The sequence below is a fragment of the Amycolatopsis acidicola genome, assembly GCF_007713735.2.
Lineage (GTDB): Bacteria > Actinomycetota > Actinomycetes > Mycobacteriales > Pseudonocardiaceae > Amycolatopsis_E > Amycolatopsis_E acidicola.
In genome coordinates this window covers 19,159-31,505 of the sequence record NZ_VMNW02000097.1, presented here as the reverse complement: position 1 = coordinate 31,505, position 12,347 = coordinate 19,159, and the positions used below count along the sequence as shown (strand labels likewise).

At 70.1% G+C, this 12,347-nt stretch carries 11 protein-coding genes; 1 reads left to right on the top strand and 10 read right to left on the bottom strand.

What is annotated here, in order from left to right; genetic code table 11:
- Positions 1–263: 263 nt before the first annotated feature.
- The 3 genes from FPZ12_RS38440 to FPZ12_RS38430 form a co-directional block, all read right to left on the bottom strand.
- A complete protein-coding gene (locus FPZ12_RS38440; RefSeq protein ID WP_341771256.1) occupies positions 264–782 on the bottom strand; it encodes a Uma2 family endonuclease in 519 nt (172 codons plus the stop codon).
- 388 nt (positions 783–1,170) lie between these two features.
- Positions 1,171–4,341, bottom strand: a complete 3,171-nt coding sequence (ileS, locus tag FPZ12_RS38435) for an isoleucine--tRNA ligase (RefSeq protein WP_144754542.1) — start codon at positions 4,339–4,341, stop codon at positions 1,171–1,173.
- A 226-nt stretch (positions 4,342–4,567) separates the two neighbouring features.
- Positions 4,568–5,887, bottom strand: a complete 1,320-nt coding sequence (locus tag FPZ12_RS38430; RefSeq protein WP_208026156.1) for an MFS transporter — start codon at positions 5,885–5,887, stop codon at positions 4,568–4,570.
- Between the two features lie 64 nt (positions 5,888–5,951).
- Here FPZ12_RS38430 and FPZ12_RS38425 point away from each other — a divergent pair, with 64 nt between their 5' ends.
- A complete protein-coding gene (locus FPZ12_RS38425) occupies positions 5,952–6,704 on the top strand; it encodes an ArsR/SmtB family transcription factor (RefSeq protein ID WP_144754536.1) in 753 nt (250 codons plus the stop codon).
- Here FPZ12_RS38425 and FPZ12_RS38420 read toward each other — a convergent pair.
- The 7 genes from FPZ12_RS38420 to ftsZ all read right to left on the bottom strand — a co-directional run bounded on the left by FPZ12_RS38420 (position 6,691) and on the right by ftsZ (position 12,197).
- Positions 6,691–7,299 (bottom strand): hypothetical protein, encoded by a 609-nt coding sequence (locus FPZ12_RS38420; protein ID WP_144754533.1) that lies wholly within the window; start codon positions 7,297–7,299, stop codon positions 6,691–6,693. The two genes, FPZ12_RS38425 and FPZ12_RS38420, sit on opposite strands and share 14 nt — an antisense overlap.
- 104 nt (positions 7,300–7,403) lie before the next feature.
- Complete coding sequence (wag31, locus tag FPZ12_RS38415) at positions 7,404–8,246, bottom strand: DivIVA-like cell division protein Wag31 (protein ID WP_144754529.1); 843 nt, start codon at positions 8,244–8,246, stop codon at positions 7,404–7,406.
- Between the two features lie 51 nt (positions 8,247–8,297).
- The gene (locus FPZ12_RS38410; protein WP_144754526.1) at positions 8,298–8,600 is read right to left on the bottom strand and encodes a YggT family protein; all 303 of its coding nucleotides are present in this window, start codon (positions 8,598–8,600) and stop codon (positions 8,298–8,300) included.
- A 205-nt stretch (positions 8,601–8,805) separates the two neighbouring features.
- Positions 8,806–9,393 (bottom strand): cell division protein SepF, encoded by a 588-nt coding sequence (locus FPZ12_RS38405; RefSeq protein WP_144754523.1) that lies wholly within the window; start codon positions 9,391–9,393, stop codon positions 8,806–8,808.
- 69 nt (positions 9,394–9,462) lie between these two features.
- Positions 9,463–10,176: a YggS family pyridoxal phosphate-dependent enzyme gene (locus FPZ12_RS38400; RefSeq protein WP_144754520.1), complete on the bottom strand. Its 714-nt coding sequence runs from the start codon at positions 10,174–10,176 to the stop codon at positions 9,463–9,465.
- Positions 10,173–10,874 carry a peptidoglycan editing factor PgeF gene (gene pgeF, locus FPZ12_RS38395; RefSeq protein ID WP_144754517.1) on the bottom strand — a complete coding sequence of 234 codons (702 nt, stop codon included), beginning with the start codon at positions 10,872–10,874 and terminating at the stop codon, positions 10,173–10,175. The genes FPZ12_RS38400 and pgeF overlap by 4 nt, the downstream gene beginning before the upstream one ends.
- A 36-nt stretch (positions 10,875–10,910) precedes the next feature.
- Entirely contained in the window at positions 10,911–12,197 is a 1,287-nt protein-coding gene (gene ftsZ, locus FPZ12_RS38390) for a cell division protein FtsZ (RefSeq protein WP_144754514.1), read from the bottom strand.
- Positions 12,198–12,347 lie beyond the last annotated feature (150 nt).

The window sequence follows — 12,347 nt, the reverse complement described above, 5'->3', positions numbered from 1 at the left end:
GATCAGGGCTGGGCTGGCGGGGGCGCTGACCGGTGAGAGCCCTCGGCACTCGGGAGCGGCCGCATCGAGCGGCCGGATCTGAGCGGGCGGGAGCGGGCACCGGCTGGCGAAAGCCGCAGCACCGGGCCGGACCGGGCGGCGCCTTCGGGATTACCGGATCGCGGCGCGCCACCCAGGATCCACGGCTCACGCCCCACGATCGGCGCGTCACGCCCGTACTCCACAAGGACCCAGCCGAACCCCACCGTGGCGGCGTCAGCGGCTCAGTACTCCGAGACCAGGTCGGCCGGGTTCAGGTCCACCTCGTACGGCTCGGTGAGTGTGATCGGCTGGTCCTTCGCCGCTTCGCGCGCCGTCACGTACGCACCGTCGCGGAGGATCAGGCACAGCACGTTCGGCACATACGGGTCGACGAGCCAGTAGTTCGGGCAGCCCGCGGCCGCCAGCCGCGCCCGTTTCAGCTGGGTGTCGATCAGCCGGCTCGACGGGGAGATCACCTCGACCGCCAGCACCGGCACCCCCGCCAGCGCCCGCTCGGTGTAGTCCCTCCGACGGCCGACCACCACGTCCGGGATCAGCACCGTGTCGTCGGCGAGGATGACGTCCACCGGAGCGGGCAGCGCTTCGCAGTCCCGGGGGCAGTTCCGGCTGACCGCCGCGAGCACCCTCGCCACGACACGCTGATGCAACGGACGGGGTGAGGGGCTCATCAGGAGCACCCCGTCCACCAGCTCGTAGCGGCGACTGTCATCGGCGATCGACTCCAGATCCCTACGCGTCAATGGCTCTCGGTGTCCGAACACCGGAACAGTCGCCATGTTCTCCCCAAATCGCGTAGATCCGAACCCTCGGCGTAGGCCAGCTTAAGCCTCGATGATCGCAGACCGCAGCGCCGCACCGTGCTTTGTGGACACAGACGGCCCAATCCCCGGAAATCCACCACGGCCGCGAACGCCCGGTGTCACCGGGGGTTTCCTCCCGGTGACCGGGGTCTTTCTTTCCTTTCCGCGCTGGGCCGAACGTGTGCCGATCAGGAATTCAGAAAATGGTCGCCGCCGGTCTTCCCGCCCGCAATCTCGTGCAGATCTCCCGGCCATCGCGCCTCCGCTGCCCAGCGCGGCACCCAAGTGCTCAATGGTAAGTGACGGCGGGAAGAACCGGCAACCGTCCTCAGTTGGCCTTGGTCACCCGCACCGCCACCTTGACCCCGTCGCCGACCGCGCCCTCGGAGCCGTTTTCCACCGTGGCATAGGAAACCGAAAGCGCGAGCGTTTCCCCGGCGATGAACTTCTCGTGCTCCTTCGCCGCCTCGGCCACCTCGGCGGGCGCGTCCACGACCAGATCCACCTTGTCGGCCACGTCGAGCCCCGCGTCCCGGCGGGCCTGCTGCACGACCCGGATCAGGTCACGCGCCAGGCCCTCGGCCGCCAGCTCCGGGGTGACCCCGGTGTCGAGCAGCACCAGCCCGGAACCGCCCGGAAGTTCCGCCGCCGCACCGGAATCCTTGGCCACCAGGCGCCGGTCGTACTCGGCCTCGAGCAGCTCGATCCCGTCGGCGACCACGGCGCCCTCCGCCGAAGTGGTCCACTCCCCCGCCTTGACCGCCTTGATCACGCGCTGCACGTCCTTGCCCAGCCGCGGCCCCGCCGCGCGCGCGTTCACCACGACCTCGAACCCGCCGTGCGCGGCCACGTCCGTGGTCAGCTCGACCGCCTTGACGTTCACCTCGTCGGCGATCAGCTCGGTGTACGGGCGCAACGCCTCCGCGTCCTCCGCGGCGACCAGCAGCCGCGCGAGCGGCAGCCGCACGCGCAGTTTGTTGGCCTTGCGCAAGGAAAGCGCGGACGAGCACACCTGACGCACCCGGTCCATCGCGCGCACCAGCGCGGCGTCCGCGGGCAGCTCGTCCACCAGCGGCCAGTCGGTCAGGTGCACCGAACGCTCCCCGGTCAGCCCCCGCCAGACCACCTCGGTGGTCAGCGGGAGCAGCGGCGCGAGCGTGCGCGACACGACCTCCAGGACCGTGTGCAGGGTGTCGATCGCGTCCTGCTCGCCGGCCCAGAACCGGTCCCGCGACCGGCGCACGTACCAGTTCGTGAGCACCTCGAGGAAATCACGGCCCGCGGTGCAGGCCGCCGCGATGTCACAAGTGTCCAAATGGGACGCGACGTCGGTGACCAGCTCGTTCGTCTTCGCCAGGATGTAGCGGTCCAGGACGTGCTTCGAGTCGGTGCGCCAGTGCCCTTCCACGCCCTCGGCGTTCGCGTACAGCGCGAGGAAGTAGTAGCTGTTCCACAGCGGCAGCACGGCCTGGCGCACGGCGTCCCGGATGCCCTTGTCGGTGACGATCAGGTTGCCGCCGCGCAGGATCGGGCTGGCCATCAGGTACCAGCGCATCGCGTCCGAGCCGTCCCGGTCGAACACCTCGTTGACGTCCGGGTAGTTGCGCAGGGACTTGGACATCTTCTGCCCGTCCGAGCCCAGCACGATGCCGTGCGAGACGCACGTGGTGAACGCCGGCCTGTCGAACAGCGCCGTCGCGAGCACGTGCAGCAGGTAGAACCAGCCGCGCGTCTGCCCGATGTACTCGACGATGAAATCGCTCGGGTAGTGGTGCTCGAACCAGTCCGCGTTCTCGAACGGGTAGTGCACCTGGCCGTAGGGCATCGAGCCCGAGTCGAACCACACGTCGAACACCTCGGGGATGCGCCGCATGGTGGACTGCCCGGTGGGGTCGTCGGGGTTGGGCCGGGTCAGCTCGTCGATGAACGGGCGGTGCAGATCCGTCGGGCGCACTCCGAAGTCCCGCTCCAGCTCGTCGAGCGAGCCGTACACGTCGGTGCGCGGGTACTCCGGATTGTCCGAACGCCACACCGGGATCGGCGAGCCCCAGTACCGGTTGCGCGAAACCGACCAGTCACGCGCGCCCTCCAGCCACTTGCCGAACTGGCCGTCCTTGACGTGCTCGGGGTACCAGGTGATCTGCTGGTTGAGCTCGACCATCCGGTCGCGGAACTCGGTGACGCGGATGAACCACGACGAGACCGCACGGTAGATCAGCGGGTTCTTGCAGCGCCAGCAGTGCGGGTACGAGTGCTCGTACGTCTCGTGGCGCAGCAGGATCGCGCCCTGCTCGGCCGCGGAACCGGTGCCGTTCTTGAGGTCCCGGATGATGTTCGGGTTCGCGTCGAACACCTGCTGGCCCTGGTAGTCCGGCACCGTGGCGTCGAACCGACCCTTGGAGTCGACCGGGGTGACCGGCACGATGTCCGCCTCGTCCGCGACCGCCTTGTCGTCCTCACCGTAGGCGGGCGACATGTGCACCACGCCGGTGCCGTTGTCCGTGGTGACGTAGTCGGCCAAGAGCACCTGGTGCGAGTTCTCGGTGCCCACGAAGTACGGGAACGGCGGCGCGTACTTCAGCCCCTTCAGCGCCACGCCCTTGTACCGCGCGACGACCGCCGGCTCCTCGCCGAGTTCCTTGGCGTAGGCCGGAACCCGCGCCTCGGCGAGCAGAAAACGCTTTCCGTCCGACTCGACGACGACGTAGTCGATGTCCGGGTGCACCGCGACGGCCTGGTTGGACGGCAGGGTCCAGGGCGTGGTGGTCCAGATCAGCACGTACGTGCCGTCGAGGTCGTTCTCGTTGCCCTGCAAGCGGAATCCGACCGTGACGGCCGGGTCCTGCCGGCTGGCGTACGTCTCGTCGTCCATCCGCAGCTCGTGGTTGGACAGTGGCGTCTCGTCACGCCAGCAGTAGGGCAGCACGCGGTAGCCCTCGTAGACGAGCCCCTTGTCCCACAGCTGCTTGAACGCCCAGAGCACCGACTCCATGAACGTGACGTCGAGCGTCTTGTAGTCGTGCTCGAAGTCGACCCACCGGGCCTGCCGGGTGACGTACTCCTGCCATTCGTTCGTGTAGCGGAGCACGGACTCGCGGCAGGCGCGGTTGAACTCCGCGATGCCCATCTCGTCGATCTGGGACTTGTCGGTGATGCCCAGCTGCCGCTCCGCCTCCAGCTCGGCGGGCAGGCCGTGGGTGTCCCACCCGAACCGGCGCTCGACGCGCTTGCCGCGCATGGTCTGGTAGCGCGGCACGATGTCCTTGACGTACCCGGTCAGCAGGTGGCCGTAGTGCGGCAGGCCGTTCGCGAAGGGCGGGCCGTCGTAGAAGACGTACTCGTTGGCGCCGTTCACACCCGCGTCCCGCGCCTCGATGCTGGCGCGGAAGGTGCGGTCGGCCTCCCAGTAGGCCAGGACCTGCTTCTCCAGCTCGGGGAAGGACGGCTGGGAAGGGACCTGGCCCTGGGTCTGCCCGCCCAGCTCGGCCTTGGGGTACATGTCGGTGCGCTCCTCGCGGTTTCGTCGCTCGTACGGATCTCATAATCCACACGGGGACGAGACGCTCGCGCGTTCCGCGGTACCACCCCGCTTGCCCGCGCCGGAAAGCGCGGGCCGCTCGTTTCGGCGGCTGTCACGGGCCGCACCCGTCCGGGTCTACTGGGGCTCGCGCCCGTTCTTCCGGAGGCTCCCCGGTGATAGCCGGATCGACACCTTTGACATCAGGTTAGCGCACCGTGCCAGCGGTTATCGCGATGGCCACCATCCAGAGGGCCGCGCCGAGCAGACCCACGGTGTGCAGACCCGACACGAACGCCGCGTGATCGGCCGGTTCCCCTGTGATGACACCGAAAGCGGCCACGCCGATCGCGCCGCACGCCTGCCGCGCGGTGTTGTTCACGCCGCTGGCCACCCCGCCGCGGTCCGCGGGCACCCCGTCCACCGCGGCCGCGACCACCGCCGCGGTCAGCAGCCCCATGCCGAGCCCGAGGCAGAACCAGGTGGGCAGCACGGTGAGGTACCCCGTGCCGGGGCCGGCGCGCAGGAGGTTCAGCAACGCCAGCACCCCGAGCACCAGCCCGGCGAGCATCAGCGGGCGCGGCCCGTACTTCCCGACCAGCCTGCCGGTCACCGGCGCCATCAGCGACAGCGGCACGAAACCCGGCAGCAGGAGCAAAGCGCCGTGCAGCGGCGAATATCCCAGCACTTCCTGGAAGTACAGCGTCAGCACCAGGATCGTGCCCAGCCCGACGAAGTTCATCGCGCCCGCCACGAGGTTGGCGCCCGCGAACTGCCGGGAGCGCACGAGCTCCGGCGGCAGCATCGGGTCGGCACCGCGGCGCTCCACCCAGACGAAGGCGACCGCCGCCGCCAGAGCCACCGCAACGGCGGGCAACGCGCCCTGGATCACCGCGAAAACCAGTGCTGCCAAGGAAATCGCGGCGGTGGCGGCCCCGGCGAAGTCGATCCGGCGCGACGTCCGGGTACCGGCCGGGACGATCCGCAGGCACGCGAGGACGGCGACGGCGACCAGCGGCACGTTGATCCAGAACAGCAGCCGCCAGCCCGAGGCGGTGATCAGCAGGCCACCGAGCAGCGGCCCGCCGGCCAGCGCCAGCGCCGACACCCCGGCCCAGATCCCCAAGGCCCGCGCCTGTTCCCGGCGCTCCGGGTACACCGCCGTGATCACCGCGAGCGTGCCCGGCAGCAGCAGGGCGGCGCCGAAACCCTGCACCACCCGGAACCCCACCAGCACCGCGCCGGACGGCGCCAGCGCGCAGCCCGCCGACGCCAGGCCGAACACGGTGAACCCGGCGAGCACGATCCGCCGGTGCCCGAGCACATCACCGATCGCACCGCCGGACAGCAGCAGGGAGGCGAGCACGACGGCGTACCCGTCCACGATCCATTGCTGGGTGGCCAGCCCGGTGTGCAGGCGTGCCCCGATGGTCGGCAGCGCCACGTTCACCACCGTCACGTCGAGCTGCACGAGGAACATCCCCGCGCACATGGTGAGCAGCACCGCGCCGCGTGTCTTCGTGAGCATGCCCCCAGGAGACCGCGAAAACGCTTCCAGCGACGTGGAAGTGTTCCGGGCGCATGATGGGGGCATGAGTGGTGGAGACGCCGACATCGCGCGGACCGCCGCGTTGTTCGCCGACCCGGCCAGGGTGCGGGTGCTGACCGCGCTGGGCGACGGCCGTTCGCTGGCCGCGTCGGTGCTGGCGAGCGAAGCCGGGCTGTCGGCGCAGGGCACGAGCGCGCACCTGGCGAAGCTGCGCGAAGCCGGGCTCGTCACGGTCGAACGCTCGGGCCGCCACCGCTTCTACCGCCTCGCCGGGCCACACGTCGGCGACGTGCTGGAGACGCTGGCGCGGATTTCCCCGGTACAGCCGGTCAAATCACTGAAGGCGGGCACGCGCGCCGAAGCGCTGCGCTACGCCCGCACCTGCTACGACCACCTCGCGGGGCGGCTCGGTGTCGCGCTGACAGCCGCGTTGCTGGAGCACCGCGCCCTCGTCACCACCGACGGCGTGCCGACCACCGAACGCCGGGCACGAGACCAGATCTCCAAGCCACTGGCGACGCACCCGTACGCGATCGGGCCGGAGGCGGCGGAGGTGTTCGCGTCACTGGGCGTGGATCTGGACGCCGCCCGGCGGCGGAAACGACAGCTGCTGCGGTTCTGCCTCGACTGGTCGGAACAACGGCACCACCTGGCCGGGGCGCTCGGCGCCGAACTCGCCGCGGCCTTCGAACGGCTCGGCTGGATCGAGCCGCGCACACCGGGCCATCGCGCGGTGCGGCTGACCGCGACCGGCCGCAAGGAACTGGAAAAACGGCTGGAGATCAGGACTTTGTAGTGGCGCGGTGCTCCGCGGCGAGCTTCGCGTCCGGGGTGCAGCGCGCGCACGGGGTGAAGCCCAGCTCGCGTGCTTCCTTCACCGCGATGGGGATCGTGTCCCGGTCGGCCAGCCAGCCGCAGTCGGGCACGTGGTAGCGCGGGTACTCGTCGACGACCACGACTTCGCTCTCGAGCGCCGAAACCAGTTCGACGTCCGCCGGATCGGAAGCCTCTTCGGCGGGATCGCCCGCCGGCTCCTTCTCGGAAACTTCACCCTCGGCGGGGAGCAACGCGGTCGTTTCCGCCGGGGCGGGTTCTTCTTCCGCCGCTTCGGTTTTCTCCGCCTCGGCGTCCTCCGCCGGTTCCTTCGCGGCCTCTTCGGACTCCTCGGGCTTCTCGTCCTCCAGGGCGGGCTCGGCCGCCACGAGGGTGTCCTCGGCCTTGGCGGCCCGCTTGCGCTGGGCCCGGCGGCGCCCGAAATCGATCACCAGGAAGATCGCCGCGAGCACGGAAAGCCCGATGGAAACCCAGGCCCACAGCGAAGTCGCGGTGATCAGCGCCGTGACCAGCAACCCCAGCGCGGCGAGGACCAGAAGGAGAACGATGTAGAGCACGGTGAATTACAACATAGCCGCCCGCGATGGCGGGCCTGCCCCCTCACCGGGCTCGGCCGGCCCACCGGTCACCCGGAGAGCCGGCCGTGCCGGAAGGTGTGGCGTCAGCCCGCTTCGGCGCGCGGGCCGAACGAGTAGCCCTGGCCGCCGTTGGACCCCGAACCCGAACCGCCGGAGCCGGACGAGGCCGACGCGGGCGCGGCCGAGCCGCGGTCGTCGAGCTCGCGCAGCTGGGATTCCAGGAACCCGCGCAGCCTCGTGCGGTACTCCCGCTCGATCGTGCGCAGCTCCTCGATCTTCTTCCCCAGGGCGGTCTTCTCGGTGTTCATCGTGGTCATGGTCTCGGTGTACTTGCGCTGAGCCTCGCGCTCCATCGACGTCGCCTTGTCGCGCGCCTGCCGCTCCAGCGTCTCCGCGCGGGTGCGCGCGTCGTTCAGCATCGTCTCGGCGCGCGTGCGCGCCTCGTTCACCATCGAGTCCGACTTGGACCGCGCGTCCGACAGCAGCTGCTCGGACTTCGCCCGCGCTTCGGCGAGCATCCCGTCCGACTCGGTCTTGGCCTCGGCGGTGAGCCGGTCGGCCATTTCCTGCGCCAGCCCGAGGACCTTGGCGGCCTGCACGTTCGGCTCGCCGTTGTCGGCCATCGAGTGGGCCTGGGTCTGCTCCACGGGGGACGGCGGGGGCGGCACCGGCGCGAGCCGGCGCGAAGTCTCCTGGGAGCCGCCACCACCGGCACGGGCGGCGTCGAGGTCGCCGCGGGCGGTCTCCAGCTCGGCATCGAGCTGCTCCACCTGCTGACGCAGCTCGTTGTTGTCCTCGATCAACCGGGCAAGCTCGGTTTCCACCAGGTCGAGGAACGCGTCCACCTCGTCCTCGTTGTAGCCCCTCTTGCCGATGGGCGGCTTGCTGAACGCGACGTTATGCACGTCAGCGGGGGTCAACGACATCAGATCACCTCACGCACTCCATGGCCTGCTCCGACATCCCGGGTTCCCCGATCACCCGGGATACGCCAGTTGCATCAGTATGAACACAACCAACAGCAGCACCATAATCGATAAGTCCAGTCCGACGCCGCCGATCCGCACCATCGGAATGATCCGGCGGACGAGCCGGACAGGCGGATCGGTAACGGTGTAGATGGTCTCGAGCGTCACCGCGACACCGCCGGCGGGCCGCCACTCACGCGCGAAGGCGCGCACCAGTTCTGTCACGACACGCGCTGTGAGCAGCAGCCAAAAGACGAACAGCACGTAGTAGACGACTAGCCAGACCGCATCCACAGCCCCACTCTGCCACATCCGCGATCCGCCCCGTGCACCCGAGAGGCCCGAAGTGTCCGGGTCCCGTAACCGTACTGTGATTTATCCAACGATGTCACTCGATCGGAGTAAGATCTTACCCGGCGTAACCGGGCAATGACTCCTTCGCACGCACGAAGCGCCACCTGCCCACTCCACTCGGTGACGAGATCCGGCGCCGACGCGGCGCCGGACCGGTCTCCGCTCACTGCCTGAGGAAGAGCCCGCCCTCGGCGATCCGGCGGCGGTCCTCGGCCGTCACCTCCACGTCGGGCGGGGACAGCAGGAAGACCTTGTTGGTCACCTTGTCCATCGACCCGCGCAGCGCGAACGCCAGCCCCGCGGAGAAGTCCACCAGCCGCTTGGCGTCGGCGTTCTCCAGCTCCGTCAGGTTGATGATCACCGGCGTGCCCTCGCGGTACGCCTCCCCGATCGCCCTGGCCTCGCCGTAGCTCGTGGGGTGCAGCGTCGTGATCCGGCTCAGCGGGTCACGCTGGGGCGCCCGCGCCACCTCCGGCACCGGGCGCAGCCGCGCCACCGGTTCCGGCTGCCGGTCCACCGCCAGCGCGCCGTACGTCGGAGTCTCCCGGCGAGGCCGGGGCGCCGGCTCCTCGTCGAACTCGGCCCGGTACCGTCGCCGCGACCGCGGCTCCTCTTCGAAGGAGTCGTAGGCGTCCTCGGCGTATTCCTGGCGGTAGTCCTCGCCCCGGTCGTAGCCTTCGTAACCGTCGTAGTCCTCGCTGTCGGCCGGGATCATGCCGAAGTAGGCCTTCAGCTTGTTCAGCGCACTCATGCCTCTCCCTGCCGCTCCCTGACCCTCGATCCCCCGGGGCGCAAGAAGCTCTCTTCCGGGTGATCCTCGCTAGGGCGAGGCTAAACCGCGCCCGCCGAGCAGCGCGGTTCCGACACGCACACAGGTGGAACCGTGCGTGATGGCCACTTCGAGATCTCCGCTCATCCCGGCCGAGATCTCGGTCGCCCCCGGATGCTGTTTCCGCAGCGCCCCGGCCGCTCCGGCCAGCCTTTCGAACGCCGGCGCCGGGTCCGCGCCCAGCGGTGCGACCGCCATCACCCCGCGCAGCCTAAGACCACCCGCGCGGGCTACCCGCTCGGCGAGGGCGTCCAGCTCGGACACCGGGCAGCCACCCCGTCCGGGGTCGTCATCGAGGCTCACCTGAAGAAGAACGTCGATCGGGCGCTCGCGGTTCACCGTCGCTTTCGCGAGTGCCTCGGCGAGCCGGAGCGAGTCCACGGACTGGATTTCGTCCGCCCACTCCGCGACCGAACGCGCCTTGTTCCGCTGCAGCCTGCCGACCATGTGCCAGCGGACCCGCGCGTCCGGGCGCAGCCGGGCGACTTCGGCGGCCTTCGCGCCGGCCTCCTGATCGCGGTTCTCCGCCAGGTCGGTGAGGCCGAGATCGGTGAGCAGCGCCGCGTCCTCGGCGGGGAAAGTCTTGGTGACGGCCAACAGCCGGACCTCTTCGCGGGCCCGGCCGACGGCGGCGCAGGCGCGGTCGATGCGCGCCTCGACCGCGGCCAGCGACTCCGCGAGCCTGGCCTTGCGTTCCTCGCTCATTCCGCTTCGACCCAGGTGAGCCCGGCGAGCCGCCCCGTGCTGCCGTCGCGGCGGTAAGAGAACAGAGTGCGGTCTTCGAAGGTGCACCGCGGGTCGACGCCGATCCGGCCCACTCCGGCGTCGGCGAGCTGCTGCCACAACCCGGCGCGCAGATCCAGCCCCGGCGTGCCCTTGCGGGTGCGGCTCGCGCTGCCCGGCAGGTGCTTTTCGACGTCGCGGGCCATGTCGGCCGGGACCTCGTAGCACTCACCGCAGATCGCGGGCCCGAGCAGCACCTCGACCCGGCCAGGGTCGGCGCCCTGTTCGGCCATCACGCGCAGCGTTTCCGGGATGACCCCGACGCGCGCGCCCACGCGGCCCGCGTGCACCGCCGCGACGACGCCGGCCTCCGGGTCGCCCAGCAGCACCGGCACGCAGTCCGCGACCAGCACCACCAGCGCGACGCCCGGGGTCTTCGTCACCAGCGCGTCGGTCGCTTCGGCCGGCCCGGTCTCGGTGCCGTCGACGACCGTGACCGTGCGGCCGTGCACCTGTTCCATCCACGCGAGCCGGGTCAAGCCCAGCTCGCTGCCCAGCCTTTTCCGGTTCGCCTCGACCGCCGCCGGATCGTCGCCGACGTGGTCACCGAGGTTGAACGATTCGAACGACCCCGCCGACACTCCGCCGGCGCGGGTCGTCACCACCCGCCTGACTCGCACCCCGCAAGCCTTCCACATCCCCCGCGGACGGGAAGATCAGCGGCGCATGAACGGCGGCACGTCCACTTCGCCGTCCTCGTCCTCGGTCACCGGAACCGCGTGGTGCGGCAGGGAACCCTGGCCGTTGCGCGGCGCCGGGTAGTTGCGGCCGCCACCGGGCTGCGGCAGCGAGGTCGACTGCTGCTGCTGGTAGCCGGGGTTCGGCGCCGGCTGGCGCGGGCTCACCGGCGGGAACGCGTTCGACGCCGGGGGCGGCGGCGTGGCCGCGGGCGGGCCCGCGGGCGCCGGCGGCGGCTGGCGCACCTGCCCCGCCTCGGCCGAAGCCGTGGTGGTCCGGGTGCCCATGGCCGGCGGCTCGAGCTTCTTGTGGGTGGGCGCGCCGGCGTCGAACCCGGCCGCGATCACCGTGACCCTGACCTCGTCGCCGAGCGAGTCGTCGATGATCGTCCCGAAGATGATGTTGGCTTCCGGGTGCGCCGACTCCTGCACCAGCGAGGCGGCCTCGTTGATCTCGAACAGGCCGAGGTCCGAACCACCCGCGATGGACAACAGCGCGCCGTGCGCGCCCTCCATCGAGGCTTCCAGCAACGGCGAGTTGATGGCCTTCTCGGCGGCCTGCACCGCCCGGCCTTCTCCTCTGGCGGACCCTATTCCCATCAGCGCGCTGCCCGCGCCGGACATCACGCTCTTCACGTCGGCGAAGTCGAGGTTGATCAGGCCCGGCGTGGTGATCAGGTCGGTGATCCCCTGGACACCGGAGAGCAGCACCTCGTCGGCCGAGCGGAACGCGTCCATCAGGGAGACCCCGATGTCGCCGAGCTGCAGCAGCCGGTCGTTCGGGATCACGATCAGCGTGTCGCACTCGTTGCGCAGCGACTGGATGCCGTCCTCGGCCTGCTTGCCGCGCCGCTTGCCCTCGAAGGTGAACGGGCGGGTGACCACGCCGATCGTCAGCGCGCCGAGCTTGCGCGCGATCGAGGCGACGACGGGCGCGCCACCGGTGCCGGTGCCACCGCCCTCGCCCGCGGTCACGAAGACCATGTCGGCGCCCTTGAGCACCTCTTCGATCTCCTCGCGGTGGTCCTCGGCGGCCTTGTGCCCCACTTCGGGGTTGGCTCCGGCGCCGAGCCCGCGGGTGAGCTCGCGGCCGATGTCGAGTTTGACATCGGCGTCGGACATCAGCAGTGCCTGCGCGTCGGTGTTCACGGCTATGAACTCGACACCCTTGAGGCCGACCTCGATCATGCGGTTGACGGCGTTGACACCGCCTCCGCCGATGCCGACGACCTTGATCACCGCGAGGTAGTTGTGCGGGGGCGTCATCGGGTCCGCCTTCCTGATCGTGAGTACTCGTACCGCTCGCCGGAAATCACAAAACCCTCAACCTGAACTCAAGGGTTAGAGTTATGTCAACTCCCCGCTTGTGTGAGGACGGTAGGGATCAGCAGTGCGGGAATCCAGCAGCCACGCCGC

Bases quoted from the DNA above. Each gene is read 5' to 3' on its own strand.
- FPZ12_RS38430 (WP_208026156.1), bottom strand. From the start codon at position 5,887: ATGCTCACGAAGACACGCGGCGCGGTGCTGCTCACCATGTGCGCGGGG.
- FPZ12_RS38425 (WP_144754536.1), top strand. From the start codon at position 5,952: ATGAGTGGTGGAGACGCCGACATCGCGCGGACCGCCGCGTTGTTCGCC.
- wag31 (WP_144754529.1), bottom strand. From the start codon at position 8,246: ATGTCGTTGACCCCCGCTGACGTGCATAACGTCGCGTTCAGCAAGCCG.
- FPZ12_RS38400 (WP_144754520.1), bottom strand. From the start codon at position 10,176: ATGAGCGAGGAACGCAAGGCCAGGCTCGCGGAGTCGCTGGCCGCGGTC.
- ftsZ (WP_144754514.1), bottom strand. From the start codon at position 12,197: ATGACGCCCCCGCACAACTACCTCGCGGTGATCAAGGTCGTCGGCATC.
- ileS (WP_144754542.1), bottom strand. From the start codon at position 4,341: ATGTACCCCAAGGCCGAGCTGGGCGGGCAGACCCAGGGCCAGGTCCCT.
- FPZ12_RS38410 (WP_144754526.1), bottom strand. From the start codon at position 8,600: ATGTGGCAGAGTGGGGCTGTGGATGCGGTCTGGCTAGTCGTCTACTAC.
- FPZ12_RS38405 (WP_144754523.1), bottom strand. From the start codon at position 9,393: ATGAGTGCGCTGAACAAGCTGAAGGCCTACTTCGGCATGATCCCGGCC.